Raw genomic sequence first — 19,591 nt, forward strand, 5'->3', positions numbered from 1 at the left:
TTATAATGTTTTAGGTAGTTAACCTATTTAAGCACAGGAGATGCTTACTATTTTGCGAGCCCTCTTTTGCCAGATATCTAAAAGAATTCTTTTAGTGCGATCACCACGTCACGATGCAGAACATAGCTTTCCGCTTCTGATCTGATCCATTACCCATGAAAATATTTACTCGGATATCACTTCTTTTGCTTTTTATTTCATCATCTTCAGGTTGCTTATCACCTATTGCGTTGAGCAGAGCAGTTGAAGTTTATGATGACGCTGCTATCCGCGCGGAGTCGAGGCAGCTTCTGACCAATATCGCACGTGCCCAGCATCATGAGCCACTACATTTTACTAGGGTCTCCAGTATTGCGGCAACTTTCAATTTCAGCGCCAATGCGGGTGCCACACCTGCACTGACCGGAGAAAGTGGCGGTTTGTTGGCGCCAGTATTTGGTGCTGGTGCCGCAGAAAATCCGACTTTCAGCATTGATCCGATTGCCAGCGACGAATTCACCAAACGCCTCCTGACACCATTCAGTCAACATAAGCTGACCCTTTTGCTGCGGCAACACTTTGATATTGATCTGATGCTGCGGATGATGGCTCAAGAAGTGCACTTGCATCATACCGGGCAGCAAGAAATTCTGGTATTACTTCGACCGAAAGACGCAGGCACAAACATCGCTTGCATCATAATTCTTTAGAATCGGCTACCCTCCCAGCTACAGGATCTGAAGAGAGAAATTACGATGGCTAGGCTTGCCGATTATTATTTCGAAGTAAATTTTTGAGCCTGAAAACTTCCAGGTCATGTAGTCAGAGCATTCTCATTTTTATGCATGCACATTGCCCGACTCTTAGCGATAGCATGAGGAAATCAAATGCAAGACCTGAACACTCCACTGAATTATTCATGCTGATATTTTTGCTCCAGGCACAGTTAACGTGGCAACACCGTCTGAGACCGTTAAAAGGTGTCTTAATTCTTACAGCATGTTTTTTTTATGTGAGTTCCACAGCTTATGCGCAAGAGGATATCCCAGACCGGTCACAACAACCGATTACAATAAAATCTTCCAAGGATAATAAAAGAAAAACAGGATTATTCGTTACTGATTCTGGATCAGGATATCGATGGAATAATGGCAGAAATCAAATACGCTTAGGAGGATTTATCCAAGCTGACTCGCGAACTTTTTTTGAGAATGCGGGCGAGGCAGATAATGACAATTTTACCTTCCGCCGTATTCGACCCGTACTTGAAGTCAGATTTGGTAAGGTTTACAGCTTTTACTTTATGCCTAATCTGGAATCGAGTCTGGGAATTCTGGATGCTTTTTTTGAAAGTAATTACATCAAACCATTCAATCTTCGCGTCGGCAAGTTCAAGTCTCCATTTGGACTGGAACGCCTGCAGTCAGCGACTGCATTAGCTTTAAACGAACGAGCCTTCCCCACCAATCTGGCGCCTAATCGCGAAATTGGCGCACAAGTTTTTGGCGATATCCTCTGGGATACCACCGAATATCAGATTGGTATATTTCACGGTAATGTTGATAACGGTTCAGGCATAGGCGATAGCGTTATTAATTCAAACAGCAGCGGTATCGATTTTGTTGCGCGCATTTTTTCCCACCCGCTCAAACATATTCAAACCGAATTTCTCCAGGGGTTGGGATTGGGCGTTGCCTATAGTTATGGAACACAATATGGCAGCGCGCAACCAGGTAATGCGCACTTGCCAATCTTCATATCACCGGGGCAACAGTCGATTGCATCGTACGTATCAGGTGCTTTTGCCGACGGCAGCCGCGAACGTATCGGCCCGCAGCTTTTTTATCACTCCGGCCCGTTTGGGATCATGGGGGAATATACAATTTCCCAACAAAATATTAAGATTGGGGCCACGAGTGATAAAGTCACAAATGATGCTTTCCAAGTCCAATTATCCTGGGTTCTCTTTAATGGCGATGCCTCATTTCGCAGGGTGCAGCCGCACAATCCGATAACGTTTGAAAATATCAGTGCATTGGGTGCCGTACAATTGGTCACACGCTATTCGGAACTCAATCTTGACACCAAAGCATTTGCGCACGGCTTATTTAATATGGATCGCTCAGTCAACAAGGCTCAGGATTTTGGGGTAGGCATTAATTGGTATCTCAATCGCAATGTTAAATTCCAATTAAGTTACAATCAGACCCATTTCAACGGCGCAATTGGCATAATCGATCGACCTACAGAAAAAATATTATTTTCACGCATGCAGCTCGCGTTTTAATTCCTAGCTTTATCGAATCGAAGTGAGATCATAGAATTCATACTATTGAAAATGGATAAAATAGACAAAGAACTGGATGCGCGCGGCTTGGTTTGCCCTCTGCCTATCTTACGCACCAAGCAATCACTTGCTGGCATGATCAGCGGACAAACCCTGAAAATCGTTGCCACTGACCCAGGTTCTATGATTGATTTTCAGGTTTTTTCCGAGCAAACGGGGAATGAATTGTTGTCTATGTCACAAGCAACCGGTGAATTCGTCTTCGTACTCAAGAAGCGATAGATAGTCTCTAATTAACAAACTGTTGGAAAATGTTTTTGAAGCAACCAATACAAAAGATAAAAGTTGCTTAACAACTGGAGTGTGCAGAATTTGTCGATCACCTCATCCAATCGTTGTGTCACAAACAGATACCCAGTGTCACTGGTGTGATCGTTCAGTGGAAATTACATTCACGCTTGCAAATCAGATACTTTATAGAGCTCGTCGCCTATAATGGCATAATAATCACTCGAGTTAACCCGCTTATTATTCTGCACTCTGGTAAGAATTTCCTTGAGTTGTGAGCCGCGCACGAGTATCGCCAGATTGTAATTCACAGCCACGTCCACAACATCGGATATTGCCCTGGCTTCAATCTGGCCTGGTGCTGCCTCGGCACCGCGCTTGATGAGAGCGACGGGTAACTCGGTTACTGGCTGATCCTTTATTGTTACATACTTGATATTCCGATCGCTTTTATAATCATCGCTCACAGCGTAACGCGTATTATCAAGCCGATTCAAGTCAAAATTCCCATTCACGACGATAAGATAGAGTTGATTTTCTGTCACATTGATATCCTCATCCCCGGACAGAGTGGCGATGGGAATGGGTTGCTGTGGATGAAATGGGCTATCGGCCGGAACCGCGTAACTCGCCACCTTGCGACAAACAAGCAACGCGCGCGTACTGCCTGCAGCAAGGGTAGGAATTCTTTTGGGATCCATGCCCTCTAGTAACTTCAACGATTCATCAGCTAAGCAGTGGCAGAAACTCGACTTGCCTAACTTCATTTTATCATGCAGTTTTGCGTAAGCGATGTTATACGTCATTCCGCATTTTTTTACCACCTGCGCACGAATCTTCTCCGGTTGCACGCACTCACCGACGTCCGTCGTCAGCACCTGGTTCACCACATTCGCATAACCAGTAGATGCATCTCGCTCTCGTGCCGCTTCAAATTTCTTCCCAATGCAATCGCAGTCATAGGCCACATTCAGCAGATTATTATTTCTGCATTGCGCTCGCACTTTTTCCGTTTCTGTTTCCGAAGATGCTGGTGTAACCTCCCACGCAAAACTAATTACGAGCACGTACAAAAAAAGATTTATAACTCTCTTTGTCATTATCATTCCTATTTCTCACGGTATTGCTGAGTAAATTGCTTCTGGGTCAAAATATCAGTCTCAATACAATTTTGAATCACGCGATGTTCAGTATGAATGCATAATAAATTAAATCTGCGTTGAATGAAACTTGCGGATTAACCTGCATCCTTAAACAGGAAAACATGCTGTGAGTCAATCTTTGCTTTCATTTCTAGCGTTCTTGCCGCTCCTGTTGGCTGCGGTGCTGCTAGTTGGATTCAACTACCCTGCGCGGCGCGCAATGCCGCTAACGTTTATCGTAACCGTTATGATTGCACTGATTGTCTGGGAAATGCCGGTCAATCGAGTGATCGCATCGACTCTACAAGGTTTGATTCTAACCGGATCTATTTTATGGATCATCTTTGGCGCGATACTGCTGCTCAATACGTTGAAACATTCCGACGCCATTACCACGATCCGACAAGGCTTCTCTAACATCAGTCCGGATCGGCGTGTGCAGGTCATTATCGTAGGCTGGTTGTTCGGCTGTTTTGTTGAGGGCGCTTCAGGATTTGGCACACCGGCGGCTATCGTCGCGCCGTTGCTGGTCGCTCTGGGTTTTCCAGCGCTGGCGGCAGTGATGGCGGGGATGATGGTGCAATCCACGCCGGTATCGTTCGGTGCCGCAGGTACGCCGATTATCGTTGGCGTAAGCGGTGGATTGGACCAGACAGGCATCACCGAGCAATTAATCGCGGTTGGCTCCGGCTGGGAAGATTTCTATCGCTTGATCATAGGTGAAGTTGCCATAATTCACGCCATGACCGGTGTATTGATGCCACTGTTGATGTGTATGATGTTGACCCGTTTTTTCGGACGCAACCAATCCTGGGTGGAAGGACTTGCGATCGCGCCTTTCGCTATTTTTGCCGGACTCGCTTTTGTTGTTCCTTACGCATTGGCGGGCATATTCTTAGGGCCGGAATTCCCATCGATCATTGGCGCACTGGTCGGATTAACCATCATCGTTTCTGCGGCTCGAGCCGGTTTCTTGACACCCAAACAACACTGGGATTTTCCCGCCGCCAAAGATTGGCCGATAGAATGGATCGGCAGCATCGAAATCAAGTTAGGAAATTTGACTGCAAAATCCACTGTTACCATCGTTTCGGCCTGGTTACCCTATGCACTACTAACAACCTTGCTAGTTCTGTCGCGGATCAACACCGATGTGAAAGCATTATTAAGCCATCATCTGACATTCAATTGGATTGACATATTGGGTGAAGAAGACATTTCTGGAAGCATCGAATTCTTATATTCATCCGGAGGCATTATGATGTTCGTGGTGTTGGCGACATTCTTTCTGCATCGGATGCAACTCAGCGAGCTCAAAGCTGCACTCAAGGAATCTTCGCGTACTTTGCTCGGGGCAGGATTCGTGTTGATTTTCACCTTACCGATGGTACGTATTCTGATCAACTCTGGCGTCAATCTAGCCGATTTTCCAGCCATGCCGCAAGTGATGGCGCAGTGGGTTGCCAGCAGCGTAGGAGATATTTATCCGTTTTTCGCCCCTGCAGTGGGTGCATTAGGCGCATTTATCGCTGGTTCCAACACCGTATCCAATTTGATGATGACGCAATTTCAGTTCGATAGCGCACAATTGATCGGTGTATCGAGTGCATTGCTGGTCGCCGTACAGGCGGTTGGTGCCGCTGCAGGTAACATGATCGCCATCCATAACGTAGTCGCAGCATCCGCCACAGTCGGCCTGTTAGGGCGAGAAGGAAACATCATTCGCATGACCATTATCCCAACACTGTACTACTTGATCGCAGTTGGCGTGATCACGCTGATTGCAATCCATACTTTAGGTATAACCGACCCCCTCATGTAGAATAACTGGAGAGGAATTGAATTAAGGGATGTTATAACTAATATCCATAAATTGTATACTCCCCCTTGTGCTTCTCAAATTACTTCACTGCAGAAGGTCGAAGCATCAATTTACATTTATTTAAAATAATGGTTAGCGTTTTTTCACAACATTTAACCCTATGGATTTAATAACTCAAGGATTGCTTGGCGCTACAATGGCGCAGTCAGGCGCCAGGCAACAGGAAACACGCATAGCAACCGGCATTGGTTTTCTGGCTGGCATTGCAGCGGATGCCGATATCCTGATTCAATCTGAAAATGATCCGTTGTTGAATATCGAATTTCATCGCCATTTTACCCATTCACTGTTTTTTGTGCCGTTGGGTGCCTTGATTGTTGCTCTGCTGTTGTGGCCGTTCTTGCGTAAACGTTTGCCTTTTGCTCGTTTGTATCTTTTCACTTTTCTCGGGTATTGTTTGAGTGGTGTGCTGGATGCGTTCACCAGTTATGGCACGCATCTGTTATGGCCATTGAGCGACGAGCGCGTGGCGTTGAGTATCATTTCGGTATTGGATCCGGCTTTCACCCTGATTCTGCTGATCGCCGGAGTGATGGCATACAAGAAATACAGTCATAAAGCGGCCCGCATCGGATTGCTGCTCGCAGCGGTCTATTTGTCGTTCGGCTGGATGCAGTTGCAACGCGCAGAAACTGTCGCTGAATCATTGATTGCAGAAAGAAGACAACAAGCAGAACAATTGCTGGTGAAACCAACACTTGCCAATTTGCTGCTATGGCGCTCAATTTATGAGTTTGAAGGCAAATTGTATGTGGATGCGATTCGTATCGGCTTATTCTCTGAGCCGCGCATTTATCCAGGCGAATCCATTGAAAAATTTGTTTTAGAACGTGACTTGAGCACACTGCCGGTTTCTTCGGTGTTGGCGCAGGATATTGCACGTTTCAGTCATTTTTCTGCGGGACTACTGGCAGTTCGACCGGAACAACCCAATGTACTTATTGACGTGCGCTATTCGAATTTACCCACAACACTAGCACCACTATGGGGTATCGAGATTAACCCGGAGCAGCCGGATCAGCACGCAAAATACAGGCTTTATCGAGATGCATCCGATGCCACTCGCGAGAAGTTTATTACCCTGCTGCTAGGCGGACATTTATTAGACTAAACCGGTAATCGTAAATCACCGAAAAACGGATTAACTATCCGGCGACTGCTTTTTTTCCACCAATATGCGACTACAGCTTATGCATGAATAAACATGACTAGATGGCTTAAGCACCTTTTCCTGGGCATTGTTATCGGCTTGACGGGAGTCATTGTAAATCTTTCACCTGCAGGGACATGGATGGAAGAGAAATTTGGTTTGTATTGGTTGTTTCATTTGCGCGGAGCAATAACAGCCCCAGACAACGTCGTCGTCGTTGCCATTGACCAATCTTCCGCATCCCGGCTTAATTTACCCACGCCCCCATACTTATGGCCGCGCGAGTTACATGCACGACTTATCGAGCAATTAACCCAGGCCGGAGCGAGCATCATTGTATTTGATCTTATTTTTGATTCGCCCAGCGCAATAGCTGCGTATGACAAGAAACTGGCATTTAGCATGAAAACGGCGGATAACGTCGTGCTGGTTGAGAGACTGGTTTATGAAGATAGCGCGCTTGCCACAGATGCAAACGAACAAAATTATAATCGGATTGTTAAGGAAGGGCCTAAACCGCTCCTGCCGCTTATTGCCGATGCCGCCAAAGCCCATGCGCCTTTTCCTTTGCCCAAAATGGAAAGAGTCAATAATTATTGGGTTTTTAAAACCGATGGCGGCGATATCCCAACGATACCTACAGTTGTTTTACAAATCTTTGCACTACCCGTTTATGAAAATTTAGTCCGATTATTGCATAGGGTCGACCCGGCTTATGCGGCGCGGTTACCAATTAAACAAGAGGCTTTGGATATTGAAGATTTAATTTTTACACTACGTGACCTCTTCCACAATTCATCTAGCCTTGCACATCGTTTGAAAATTGAACTCAACCGCGATGCAAATCTGAATTCCATTCAAAGAAATATTCTTTACGCGCTTCTGAATCTATATTCCGGGAACGACACACGTTACTTGAATTTTTATGGCCCTCCGCGCAGCATCAATACAATTCCCTATCATCAGGTCTTGCACCCTGATGAAGATGAGTTTGCTAAACAATCTAGCCCAGTGAATCTTAAAAATAAAGTTGTATTTGTCGGATTCTCTGCAGCGACTCAGCCGGAACAAGACATTGTCCGGGATGATTATCACACTGTATTCTCAAACCCCGATGGACTTTACATCAGCGGCGTCGAAATAGCGGCAACAGCGTTTGCCAATTTACTGGAAAACAAACCTATCAGACCCTTCCCTCTAATAGGTAGTTTAGGTATTTTATTGGTATTAGGACTTGGACTAGGTATCATTTTTATGCTCTTGCCTAATCGAAGCGCCATCGTAGCCAGTTTCGTTCTGATCTCTTTCTATGCAGGGAGCGCCTATTATTTCTTCAAAGAAATCAGTATCTGGTTGCCACTCATCAATCCGGTTTTTCTGCAGCTACCGATGGCGCTATTTGGTGCAATATCGCTCAAATATTACGAAGAAAAACATGAAAGCCAACAACTAAAAAAAGCTTTTGGCTACTTTCTTCCTGATCGTGTCGTCAATGATATTGTAAGAAATTCAGGGGCCATGGCACTGAATAATCAACTCGTGTATGGCGCTTGCCTTGCGACTGATGCCGAAGCCTATACCACGCTTGCAGAAAAGATGGAACCGCAGCAACTCGGTCAATTAATGAATAATTATTACGCTGTTTTATTTGATCCTGTCAAACAGCATAACGGCACGGTCTCCGATGTAGTTGGCGATGCCATGCTCGCCATCTGGGCCAAAACTTCCGCCAGCTCCGATTTACGTAAAGACGCTTGTCTCGCGTGCCTGGATATCGCTGCCGATATTGAACGCTTTAATCATACCGCTAACCAGCCAAAATTACCTACACGCATGGGACTACATTTTGGCGAAATGTTATTAGGCAATATTGGCGCACTGCACCATTTTGAATACCGCGCGGTTGGTGATATCGTAAATACCACTAGCCGCATCCAGGGCGTCAATAAGTACCTGGGCACCCGTTTGCTGGTATCAGGTCAAGTGATTTCGGGCTTAGATGAATTTCTGATTCGCCCATTGGGAGATTTTCTCCTGACCGGAAAATCCACACCCGTTAACTTGTTCGAGCTGGTCGCACACAAGCAATCAGCCAGTCAGTTGCAGTTATGGTTGTGTGAAACATTTTCCAGTGTACTCAAAGCCTATCAGAATCAACAATGGACTGAGGCTTGCGATGGTTTATATAAAATCCTGGATAAAATCCCAGAGGATGGCCCTTCAAAGTTTTTTTTAAACATTTGCAAAAAAAAACAATCAGCGCCTTCAGTTGATGCATGGAACTCAACCATACGCATTGAAACCAAATAATCGGAATAGTTACATCCCCAAACCTTAATCTAGCGACAAGGTTACTTCTTTCGTATAATCAAACCACTGTTAGAATCTGAATTGCGAATACGAATTTCTCATGATTCAAGGCCACGCATCAACATGCACTCCAGAATCTGGAACCATCATAATACATAACAATGAAAATATCCCAGCGAACTGAATCCAGCTTTAGCTGCCGGGGTATGTTGGCAATCTTACAATCCGTATTTCTTTTCCTGTTGTTCCTGGGCTCTATGAATAGCGCACATGCGACCGGAACCTGCGGATCAGAAATAGCCCGGCTTATTTCAGTCCAAGGAACCATTGAATTGCGCCGTGCCAACGAACAGACCTGGCAGAAAATGGCCATGCACACCGCTGTCTGTTTGGGAGACACTATCCGTGCACGCACGCATAGCCGGGGCGCGCTGTTATTAAACAATGCCAGCGTGGTGAGACTGGATCAAAAAACCAGCATGACGTTTCCCAAGCCAGAAAATAACAGCGCGACCTCATTACTGGAATTATTTGCCGGTGCAATTCATATCATTACCCGCACACCCAAGCCATTTAAGGTTAGAACACCCTTTCTCACCGGCGGTGTTGAAGGCACCGAATTCTTTGTTGGTGTGGATGAAGATAGTACCCGACTGATCCTTTATGAAGGAAAAGTGATTGTCAGAAATGATCAGGGAACCGTTGTACTTGCCGATCATGAAGCGACAATCGCTAGTCGAAATACCGCGCCGCAGAAAATAAACCTTATCAATCCAGCGGATGCCGTTAAATGGGCTTTGCACTACCCGGCCATTATTAATATTCATCTCGAACCGTTCACAACACCATCTGCACCCCCGAATCTACAGCAATCTGTCGAACTCTATCGGCAAGGAAAAGCTTCCGAAGCACTATCCCTGCTTGATGACATTGAATTACCCCATTACCCTGACAACCTGCTGCTCTACCGGGCCGGTCTGTTATTGACAGTTGGTCAGGCCAATGAGGCCGAAACAATGATTGAGAAAGTACTCGTAAAACAACCCGATAACAGTGAAGCATACGCTTTACTGGCCTTGATCGCAGTTGTTCAGAATAACAAGGAACACGCGTTGGAATTAGCTACGCGTGCAAATGCGCTGGAAGCTAATTCTACCTCAGCACTACTTGCGCTTTCGTATGCGCAGCAAGCGCATTTTAGAATTGAAGAAGCCTTAGTGAGCGTTCTACAAGCGGCAACGATAGAACCCGACAATGCTTTGGTATGGGCTAGACTTTCTGAATTATACATGTCCGTAGGCGACCTGGATCGCGCACTCGAAGCAGCGCAACAAGCAGTCAGTTTAAACCCTAATATTGCCAGAACACAGGCGGTACTGGGTTATGCGCACTTATTGCAATTTCATACGCAGCTCGCGCAAACGGTTTTCTCCCAAGCCATCCTATTGGATCAGGCAGATCCTTTACCGAGGCTGGGTATGGGGTTAGCGCTGATAAGAGAAGGCAAACTCGAAGCGGGTCGGGTTGAACTGGAAATCGCTGTCAGTCTGGATCCGGCAAATTCGCTCATTCGCAGCTACCTCGGCAAAGCTTACTTTGAGGAAAAACGCTATCCGCTGGCCAGCACGCAATTCGACCTAGCTAAAGAACGCGATCCGCACGATCCAACTCCCTGGTTTTATGATGCGATTCAAAAGCAAACTCAGAACCGACCGGTCGAAGCGCTGCAAGACATCCAGAAATCGATCGAGCTGAACGACAATCGTGCAGTTTACCGATCCCGGTTGTTGCTGGATCGTGACGAAGCCGCGCGCGGATCAAGTCTGGCACGAATCTTCGAGAATCTGGGATTCGAAAAACGCGCCTTGATGGAAACCGCAAAATCCTTGAGTTTTGATCCGGGAAATCATTCGGCGCATCGATTTTTATCCGATGCCTACGTCAATATTCCGCGACATGAAATTGCCCGTGTCAGCGAATTATTGCAAGCGCAGTTATTGCAGCCGATCAATGTTAATCCGGTACAACCGCATCTAGCTGTGGCGGATCTCAATATCATTACAGGAACGGCGCCTGCGGCCATAGGTTTTAATGAATTTGCTCCGCTCATGGAACGCAATAAACCTCAGTTCGTGGCTTCCGGGATTGTTGGCAATAACGGCACCCTTGGGAATGAAGTGGTGGCCTCTCTTCAGCGTGACAGAGCTTCAATCAGTTTGGGGCAATTTCACCATGAAACGGATGGATTCCGCCCTAACAACGATCAAAGGCATAATATTTACAATGCCTTCTTCCAGTACGCTTTAACTCCCAAGCTTAATATACAAGCCGAAGCCCGCACACGCGCATCAGAGCACGGAGATATTCAGTTGAATTTCTCTAAGTTCGGTGAAGATGGATTGAACGACAGATCGTATTACCGTAGGGAATTGAATGAGCAAGTTGCGCGATTTGGCGCAAGATACTCTATTTCACCCAGGCAGGATTTTTTGTTTTCTACCAAGTATACAGCTCGTGACGAACAGATAGCCTTCAGTAAGATTGACGATCCTCTCAGACTCGATTTATCCGGATTACAAATCGAAGCACAACACCTGTTCCGGGAAAAATATTTTAATTCGACTATGGGTGGAGGAACCTACGATTTCGGGGGTATATATGATCGCAATACAATCTATACTTATACCAACACGCACTTACCTAGAAATATTACGACCACTCTTGGATTAAGCTACGATGCATTTAGCAGCACCGTCAATACCCAGATAGACAAAATTAATCCCAAGATTGGCTTACAGTGGGATATGACAAATTTTTTCAGACTGAGGGCCGCTTGGTTTGAGACTACAAAATCTCACATTATTGCGCAACAATCGCTGGAGCCCACGCAAGTTGCCGGTTTCAATCAATTCTTTGACGAACCCAACGGGACCAGAGCGCGGCGCATGGGTATCGGTTTTGATACGCGCGTTGCGGATAAGCTGTTCAGCGGTTTCGAAGCATCTGAACGCGACGTAAAAGTACCCTCAGCCCCTGCCAGTGAAGAAGTATTGTCAAAACAAAATGAACAACTATATCGCGCTTACCTTTACTGGCTACCCCATACCTTTTGGGCCATGCGGGGTGAATTTCAATACGAAAAGCTCGTGCATAATGGCGCAAATACGATCACCAATCCGGATCAGATAAAAACAGTCAGCATGCCATTGAGTATTGAGCATTTCCATCCGACCGGTTTATTTTCCAGATTCACCGCAACTCTTGTCAAACAAGACCTGTTTCTTCATGGCGATCATGGTCGAATCCGAGATCCGCAAAAGACTGCTTCAGGGATTGATTCATTTTTTCTGTTGGATTACGTCATTGGCTATCGACTCCCCAGTCGCAGGGGAATTCTGAGCTTGGAAGGAAAAAATCTGCTGGATGAGGCGTTTTATTACAGAAGCAGTTATCTTAATTTATCCGAGCCTATTAACCCAATCTTTCTTCCAACCCGCACACTCTTTTTAAAACTAACCATGAATTTTTAGTACGAACACCAACTGTTCATGTATTATTTGATTAAATAATAATTGGTTATGCAGATTAGTCTGTTTCTTTGATATTATTTGTTTTGGAGGAAGATTATGGCAATGACGGGACATACCACATTTGATACCTCAGTAATCCCCGTAAAATGTTGCGCACACCTAGAAACAACAGAACCTGGCCAACCAACCACCGATTTTCATGTCTATGCAAATGCAAACACCGCTATCCAATATCAAAATACCTGGTATTTTTTTGCCTATGATCCCACACAGCCGAAACCTAAACGCTGTTGTGTCTATTATGCAAAACAAGTAACAATCGGTGGGACAATAAAATATATCAAGGACAGTAATCGTCTCTTGTTTTGCGAAGATAAAACCCCGCTTTAATCATCGTTAAATCTAGCCATGGACATAACCCAATACTCATGACTAGACTTAACAATTCTCATCTCTTGGCAATTTGATTTCTACTTTTGCCATCCTGCAATACTTCAATGAAGCGTGGCCTGTCTTGCTCGCGCTAAAAGAATAAATTATTTATTTGCACGAGTACGATTGTGTGTGGGAAATATCACATATTATCGAAAGAAGAAACGCTAACATCCAAATATAGGCCTCGCAGTTTTTCTAAAACTACAATCAGGCACCCAACGCTTCATTTCTACTAAAACATGCAAATCGGGTGTTTTGGAGGTAATCTCTGGGTGAGCAACAATAAAAAAGATCAAGATGAAAATATGTTTACCAGTCTTGCTACATCAGCGATTTGGAAAAGCATCAAGCTTGATGTTTGTTCTTACCGCAGCGCTGTTTTCTCTGAGCCCTATCGGTTCACTGCATGCCGCAGCAGTGTGCACAGCGGAAACTGCCCGTGCCCGAATCGTATCCGTACAAGGTGTGATCGAAATCAAGCGTATGCAGAAAAAAACCTGGCAATCAGCCGTCATGGACACACTGTTGTGTGAAGGTGACATGATCCGCTCCAGATCACACAGTCGTGCAGCCTTAAGATTAAATAACGATAGCATGCTACGGCTTGACCAGAAATCGAGTATTATTTTTCCGACAATACAAGAAGATAAGAACATCTCGCTATTAGATTTTATTGAGGGTGCGATTCATATCATCACACGGACACCGAAACCGTTCAAAATCAGAACTCCCTTTGTTAACGCCAGTGTAGACGGTACCGAATTTCTGGTCAGCGTCCACGGAAATGATGCAGAAGTTGTGGTCTACGAAGGCAAAGTATCCGTCAGTAATGATTGGGGGCATCTAGTACTTAACGATTATGAAGCGGCCACCATTCACAGAGGTCAGGCACCCCAAAAAGAAATCACGCTATTTCCAATCGATGCAGTGCAATGGACGTTGTACTATCCCACCATCTTGGATTACTGGCAGGATCGTGGCGTGCAAGATATCAATGCGCTCATACATCAGGCAGGTCAATTGCTCAGCACCGGGCAGGTTGAAGAAGCCCAGGAAATCATTCAGCGTGTACTGCAGCTGGAACCGGTCAACAGTGATGCCTATGCCTTACAGGCAATCATCGCTGTCGTGCAAAATGATAAAGATCAAGCACTTGAGCTGGCCACCACAGCGGTTGCCAACAATCCGGAATCAGCCGTAGCGCACCTGGCACTTTCCTATGTCCAGCAGGCGCATTTTGAGATTGAAGTCGCACTTAAAAGCGTACAACAAGCCATGCTGCTGGATCCCCAGCAAGCGTTGGCGTGGGCGCGAATTGCGGAATTACAGATGTCGCTGGGTGAATTAGAGCAAGCACAGCAAGCTGCGCAACAAGCGGTCGAATTAAATCCTGCCTTGAGCAAAACACAGACGATATTAGGCTTTGCGCAATTATTGCAACTCGAAACACAAGCTGCAAAAGCAATTTTTCAACACGCGATTGAACTCGATCAGGCCGATCCAATGCCCAGACTTGGGCTTGGACTTGCACTGATTCGCGAAGGCAATCTCGAAGCAGGACGCATAGAACTTGAAATCGCCGCCAGTCTGGATCCAGCCAATTCCCTGATTCGCAGTTATTTGGGCAAGGCGTATTTCGAGGAAAAGCGCTATCCACTATCGAGCACGCAATTTGATCTGGCCAAAGAACGCGACCCGAAAGACCCAACCCCGTGGCTCTATGATGGCATCCAGAAACAAACCCAGAATCGCCCGGTAGAAGCGCTCAGGGATATCCAGAAATCGATCGAACTGAACAATAACCGTGCAGTGTATCGATCCAGGCTCCTGCTCGATCGCGATGAAGCGGCCCGGGGTTCAAGTCTGGCAAGAATTTTTGAGAACCTTGGGTTTGAAAAACGCGCCCTCATGGAAACGGCAAAATCATTGAGCTTCGATCCATCCAACCATTCGGCGCATCGTTTTTTATCGGATACCTATGCCAACATTTCGCGCCACGAAGCAGCACGCGTCAGCGAATTGCTGCAAGCGCAATTGCTGCAACCGATCAATGTGAATCCCGTACAACCGCATTTGGTGGTAGCTGATCTCAATATCATAAATAACACAGGCCCATCGAATCCTGGATTTAATGAATTTTCCCCCTTAATGGAACGCAGCAAGGCTCAATTGATCACGTCGGGTGTGGTTGGCAACAATGGTAGCTTGGGCAATGAAGTGGTTTTTTCTAAATTCAACGAGCGCACATCGATTAGCCTGGGGCAATTTCATTATGAAACCAATGGCTTCCGCACCAACAATGATCAAAACCATGATATTCTCAATGCTTTCGTTCAACATGCGCTAACATCCAGACTGAATCTGCAGGCAGAAGCGCGCACTCGTTCGTCGGATCAGGGCAATTTATTGCTGGATTTTGACAGGGATTCCACAAATCTCAATCTCCCTCAAAATAGATTCCGACGAAAAATCGATGAGGACTCGGTTCGCATAGGCAGCAAATATGATTTGGCACCTAATCAGAATATCATTATGTCGGGACAGTACACTGATAGAAAAAGTGAGAATACGGATCCCATTCCTGTAGGGTTGATTAATAATTTAACCTCAGCTAAAAATGAAGCCTATCAGACTGAAATTCAATATCAGTTTCGTAGTAATCGGATTAATATGCTAGCAGGCTCTGGCATTTATCGTACTAATGTTGATCGGGACATTAGAGAAATAAGCTTGCTAACAAAACAAGTAAATTGCTGTTCAACTGAAAACTTCAGCAATGACAAAACAAATGGCTATGTTTATACCAATTTGAATTTTAATGAAAACACAAATGCTACTCTTGGTTTTAGCTACGACTCTTATAAAGGAAGGGGCTTGCCAGTTGATGGATTCAACCCAAAATTAGGTTTACAGTGGAGCTTTACCAAGCAATTAAGGCTGCGTATGGCGTTGATTGAAACGATTAAAGCACCCCTCACAACTCAGCAGACTATTGAACCCACACAGGTCGCCGGGTTTAACCAATTATTTGATGATCCTAATGGCACGAAATCCCGTCGAATGGGAATTGGATTGGATGCTCATCATGGAAATAAAGTCTTTACTGGTTTTGAAATTTCCAGCCGTGATTTAAGAGTTCCTGTGCACTCTTCGAGAAGTAGCAGCTTCCAAGATCAGAAAGAAAATTTGTACCGAGCATACTTATATGGCTTATTGCATACTAACTGGACTGCCAAAAGTGAAATTCAGTTTGAGAAATTTTCTCGGGCGGAAACATCTGCCGGGCCTCATCAAATTGACACTCTCAGTATTCCTACCGGAGTAGATTATTTTAATCCTCAGGGATTTTTTGCCAATTTGACCGGCACCTTTGTACATCAGAAGATTGACCGACAGGGGAATCAGAATGAAGGCGTTGATAAATTTTTCTTAGTTGATGCATCGGTTGGTTATCGACTCCCCAATCGACGAGGAATTGTAAGTCTGGAAGCAAGAAATCTTTTTGATGAATCTTTTCTTTTCCGCAATATCAATTTCCAAACATCCGAGCCTGTTAACTCACGTTTTGTTCCAACTCGCACAATCTTTGCGCGGGTAACATTAAATTTCTAGAAGAAAGGAGAAAATAGCATGCCAAATCTTAAGCAACCATTTGTGATATTTTTGTTATTCTTAGTATTTGTATTGACAGGATGTGAAACACATAAAATTCGTGATACGCATCCTTCAAATTTATTTTCAAAAGACTTACCCATCGAACTTGCAAATGAGCTAGAAAGAATTTCGAATGTTAATTTCGGTTTTGTTGTACTCATCGATAGTACTAATGGGCAGAAAAGGTATTTGAAGCATGTCGATGCAGACTCATATCGTGTTGTTGGCCCTGAAGCTGCATCAGAAATAAGAAGAATCGCATCAATCTCTATAACTGGAGTTACCGGAATCGAACTTGATGGAGTGAGATTTAATTCTTGCAATTACATTACTATCAATGGCCAGATTGAACTCATTTGTCAAAAAAATGAGGAAAAAGCACTCCGTGCTTCATCAAATTTAGCTGCTGATGGATATTTATTACCTGCTGAGCTTGCGAGCAAACTTGAGAAGAATGCAGAAATAAATAATATCGGTTTTCTTGTTCTTGTTGATATTGTGTCTGGCGAAGCAAAACTATTAAGACAGGAGAATTATGTCAGTTTATCGGAAAATCTACCTCAATCCATATCCGGGATAGTCAGCGGTAGCGCGTGGAATGTAACAACATACAAAAAGAATCCATGTTGCTATTGGACTATTATTGATGGCTATCTTGAACGTATATGCAAAAAGAATATTAGTTGTTAAAAACTATAGGCAGTTAAAGTACTCATCAAGAGAATTTTGTCATTTCCATATTGCCTTGATGATAAGCACATTCTCTTTTAGTTCTTTCTTAAACAGTTGCTAACCCCAGCAAACTATGATCCAACACGCCGACAAGGTCACTAGTCCAGTATTTATCCATAATATCAATCGCTTCATCGGTTACCAAATCAGCTAATTGCTCATCACTCCAAGGTAAGAAGTCCGGTGTCGCACTCAAAGTATCAAGAATGAGTACTTGAAACTCATCAGGATCATCATTTGCGGGAAACGTGTTAATCTGATCAAGTTCAGTTTGATCAAGCCGCAAGAAAATATTAATTAATGAACCATAAAACAAAGATTCTAAATTGTCACTGCTCGTAGGAACATTATCCAGTTTTTCTACACCCAGCTCTCCCGAAGAATAAATTCCGTCATTGGATTGACTAATATTTACGGGGCCAAAAGTCCCATCATAATCATAATTGGCGTCTATTACCGGTTTAACTACTTCACGCAACGAGGCATTCGATAAAATATCCTCTCTGCTGTTAAAGCTAACCAGGATTTCCAATGCACTTAAATCAGAGTTCACCAGAAGATTGGTATTTAATGTTGTATTTATCGTCGCGCTGTCATAGCCCGTATTTAAAAAATATTCATGAACAATGTCTTTTGAGTGACCCGATATTTCACTCAGCATTCTCGTATTTACGCCATATTGAGCTGCAGTCTCAAAGATTACTTGGGGTTGGCTAATATTTGTATTAATAAAATTTATAGCTTGATCTAATGTGAAGCCTACTTCAGTTAAACGTTTCTCTGCTAGCATGACATAATCTCCCCTGATTTGATTATCGACTTTTAAATGATTCTAGCATCCAACTAGGAGATGCCATACAAAAGTTGTTTCTACGATTATGAAGCACAACTGTTTGTCTGTAGCACAGAGTTAAATCAGCTGTTGCCGGAATATCACCTTAAATTTATGAGAGTTGCAGAAAAAATAAACACTCGGGATCATAAAAACTCCCATTAAGGTTTATCATACTCTTCTTTATTCAATTTACAGACGATCTGAATGGAACCAGTCTATTTCGACCACAATGCCACCACCCCCGTCGATGACGCTGTGCTAGAAGCCATGTTGCCGTACTTTCAACAGGAGTTCGGCAATGCCTCCAGTCGCCATGGCTACGGCTTGAGCGCGCGACGGGCAATTGACAAGGCTCGCAAACAGGTAGCGGATGCGGTAGGGGTGCAGCCGGTGCAGGTGATTTTCACCAGCGGTGGTTCGGAAGCGAATAACTTGTTTATCCGCGGCGCGACCGATAGTTTGAAGCCCGGCAATCTGTACATCAGCGCGATTGAGCACCCTTGTGTGTTGAAACCGGCTCAGGCATTGTCTCGCCGCAGCTGTGATGCGTGGGCAATGCACCAGTTGGCGGTTAATGCTTCCGGGCAGGTGGATTTGGAAGCGGCGGGTGACGCGATGCAGAATCACAAGCCGGGATTGGTTGCGGTGATGCTGGCGAATAACGAGACCGGCGTGATTCAGGATGTTGCCAGTGTTGCCGAACTGGCGCGCTCGCATGGCGCTTATATTCACACCGACGCAATTCAGGGGCTGGGAAAAATTCCAGTTGATTTTTCGGAGCTCAAAGTGCATGCCATGACACTTTCCGCGCACAAGATTTATGGCCCAAAAGGCGCAGCGGCATTGATCGTCGACAAACGGTTGTTATTAAAACCGCTGATCTATGGTGGCGGACATGAAAATGGGCTACGCTCCGGCACCGAGAATGTGCCTGCGATTGTCGGTTTTGGCGTAGCGTGCGAATTGGCGCAAGCGCGCATGGCCGAAACCGCGCAACATGTCTCTTTATTGCGCAATCAGTTAGAAAAAGGATTGATTGGTATGGGCGCAGTGATTTTCGGCAGTGCTGCCGCACGCATTCCGAACACTTGTTACTTTGCGTTGCCGAATATTGAAGGTGATACGCTGGTGGTTAAATTGGATAAAGCTGGTTTTGCCGTCGCGGCTGGGGCCGCTTGTTCCAGCGTAAATCCGGGACAAAGTCATGTGCTGAATGCTATGCAGGTTGACCCAATGCTTGCGCGCTGCGCGGTGCGTGTCAGTTTGGGGCGCAGCAACACACTGGAACAAATTGACGATTTCTTGCGTACTACGCAGCGCATTGTTGCAGAATTGAAGCAAACCAGTAGTCTTTCTTTTTAAAGCGC

The 19,591-nt window shown here is 45.0% G+C and carries 13 protein-coding genes; 11 read left to right on the forward strand and 2 right to left on the reverse strand.

The annotated features are described in order from the left end of the window. Window positions 1-155: 155 nt before the first annotated feature. From K2Q13_RS04515 to K2Q13_RS04525, 3 genes are all read left to right on the forward strand, one after another. Window positions 156-689, forward strand: a complete 534-nt coding sequence (locus K2Q13_RS04515) for a hypothetical protein (protein ID WP_292919473.1) — start codon at window positions 156-158, stop codon at window positions 687-689. Window positions 690-991: 302 nt separating this feature from the next. Next, on the forward strand, window positions 992-2,266 hold the full coding sequence (locus K2Q13_RS04520) for a porin (protein WP_292919474.1): 1,275 nt from the start codon (window positions 992-994) through the stop codon (window positions 2,264-2,266). Between the two features lie 51 nt (window positions 2,267-2,317). Then, entirely contained in the window at window positions 2,318-2,548 is a 231-nt protein-coding gene (locus tag K2Q13_RS04525) for a sulfurtransferase TusA family protein (RefSeq protein WP_292919475.1), read from the forward strand. A 170-nt stretch (window positions 2,549-2,718) separates the two neighbouring features. Here the strand turns inward: K2Q13_RS04525 and K2Q13_RS04530 are convergent, their stop codons facing one another. Next, entirely contained in the window at window positions 2,719-3,654 is a 936-nt protein-coding gene (locus tag K2Q13_RS04530; protein WP_292919476.1) for a hypothetical protein, read from the reverse strand. Between the two features lie 169 nt (window positions 3,655-3,823). On the opposite strand from K2Q13_RS04530, the gene K2Q13_RS04535 reads away from it, so the two are divergent. The 7 genes from K2Q13_RS04535 (at window position 3,824) to K2Q13_RS04565 (ending at window position 17,347) form a co-directional block, all read left to right on the forward strand. Then, a complete protein-coding gene (locus K2Q13_RS04535) occupies window positions 3,824-5,518 on the forward strand; it encodes an L-lactate permease (protein WP_292919477.1) in 1,695 nt (564 codons plus the stop codon). Between the two features lie 160 nt (window positions 5,519-5,678). Beyond that, window positions 5,679-6,689: a metal-dependent hydrolase gene (locus K2Q13_RS04540; protein WP_292919478.1), complete on the forward strand. Its 1,011-nt coding sequence runs from the start codon at window positions 5,679-5,681 to the stop codon at window positions 6,687-6,689. Window positions 6,690-6,782: 93 nt separating this feature from the next. After that, window positions 6,783-9,038 carry an adenylate/guanylate cyclase domain-containing protein gene (locus tag K2Q13_RS04545; protein ID WP_292919479.1) on the forward strand — a complete coding sequence of 752 codons (2,256 nt, stop codon included), beginning with the start codon at window positions 6,783-6,785 and terminating at the stop codon, window positions 9,036-9,038. A 206-nt stretch (window positions 9,039-9,244) separates the two neighbouring features. Continuing rightward, window positions 9,245-12,568 carry a tetratricopeptide repeat protein gene (locus K2Q13_RS04550; RefSeq protein WP_292919480.1) on the forward strand — a complete coding sequence of 1,108 codons (3,324 nt, stop codon included), beginning with the start codon at window positions 9,245-9,247 and terminating at the stop codon, window positions 12,566-12,568. A 96-nt stretch (window positions 12,569-12,664) separates the two neighbouring features. Then, entirely contained in the window at window positions 12,665-12,958 is a 294-nt protein-coding gene (locus tag K2Q13_RS04555; RefSeq protein ID WP_292919481.1) for a hypothetical protein, read from the forward strand. A 399-nt stretch (window positions 12,959-13,357) separates the two neighbouring features. Next, the gene (locus K2Q13_RS04560; protein ID WP_292919482.1) at window positions 13,358-16,615 is read left to right on the forward strand and encodes a TonB-dependent receptor; all 3,258 of its coding nucleotides are present in this window, start codon (window positions 13,358-13,360) and stop codon (window positions 16,613-16,615) included. A gap of 18 nt (window positions 16,616-16,633) precedes the next feature. Further along, entirely contained in the window at window positions 16,634-17,347 is a 714-nt protein-coding gene (locus tag K2Q13_RS04565; RefSeq protein WP_292919483.1) for a hypothetical protein, read from the forward strand. A gap of 88 nt (window positions 17,348-17,435) precedes the next feature. On the opposite strand, the gene K2Q13_RS04570 is transcribed toward K2Q13_RS04565, so the two are convergent. After that, window positions 17,436-18,179 carry a hypothetical protein gene (locus K2Q13_RS04570; RefSeq protein ID WP_292919484.1) on the reverse strand — a complete coding sequence of 248 codons (744 nt, stop codon included), beginning with the start codon at window positions 18,177-18,179 and terminating at the stop codon, window positions 17,436-17,438. A gap of 249 nt (window positions 18,180-18,428) precedes the next feature. Here K2Q13_RS04570 and K2Q13_RS04575 point away from each other — a divergent pair, with 249 nt between their 5' ends. Continuing rightward, window positions 18,429-19,586 (forward strand): cysteine desulfurase family protein, encoded by a 1,158-nt coding sequence (locus K2Q13_RS04575; protein WP_292919485.1) that lies wholly within the window; start codon window positions 18,429-18,431, stop codon window positions 19,584-19,586. The last annotated feature ends 5 nt before the right edge of the window (window positions 19,587-19,591 follow it).

Origin of the sequence: Nitrosomonas sp. (genome assembly GCF_019752095.1) — a bacterium.
Lineage (GTDB): Bacteria > Pseudomonadota > Gammaproteobacteria > Burkholderiales > Nitrosomonadaceae > Nitrosomonas.

Excerpts from the sequence above, each read along its gene's own strand:
- K2Q13_RS04555 (WP_292919481.1), top strand. The coding sequence starts at position 12,665 with ATGGCAATGACGGGACATACCACATTTGATACCTCAGTAATCCCCGTA.
- K2Q13_RS04545 (WP_292919479.1), top strand. The coding sequence starts at position 6,783 with ATGACTAGATGGCTTAAGCACCTTTTCCTGGGCATTGTTATCGGCTTG.
- K2Q13_RS04540 (WP_292919478.1), top strand. The coding sequence starts at position 5,679 with ATGGATTTAATAACTCAAGGATTGCTTGGCGCTACAATGGCGCAGTCA.
- K2Q13_RS04515 (WP_292919473.1), top strand. The coding sequence starts at position 156 with ATGAAAATATTTACTCGGATATCACTTCTTTTGCTTTTTATTTCATCA.
- K2Q13_RS04550 (WP_292919480.1), top strand. The coding sequence starts at position 9,245 with ATGTTGGCAATCTTACAATCCGTATTTCTTTTCCTGTTGTTCCTGGGC.
- K2Q13_RS04570 (WP_292919484.1), bottom strand. The coding sequence starts at position 18,179 with ATGCTAGCAGAGAAACGTTTAACTGAAGTAGGCTTCACATTAGATCAA.
- K2Q13_RS04525 (WP_292919475.1), top strand. The coding sequence starts at position 2,318 with ATGGATAAAATAGACAAAGAACTGGATGCGCGCGGCTTGGTTTGCCCT.
- K2Q13_RS04530 (WP_292919476.1), bottom strand. The coding sequence starts at position 3,654 with ATGACAAAGAGAGTTATAAATCTTTTTTTGTACGTGCTCGTAATTAGT.
- K2Q13_RS04575 (WP_292919485.1), top strand. The coding sequence starts at position 18,429 with ATGGAACCAGTCTATTTCGACCACAATGCCACCACCCCCGTCGATGAC.
- K2Q13_RS04560 (WP_292919482.1), top strand. The coding sequence starts at position 13,358 with ATGTTTGTTCTTACCGCAGCGCTGTTTTCTCTGAGCCCTATCGGTTCA.
- K2Q13_RS04565 (WP_292919483.1), top strand. The coding sequence starts at position 16,634 with ATGCCAAATCTTAAGCAACCATTTGTGATATTTTTGTTATTCTTAGTA.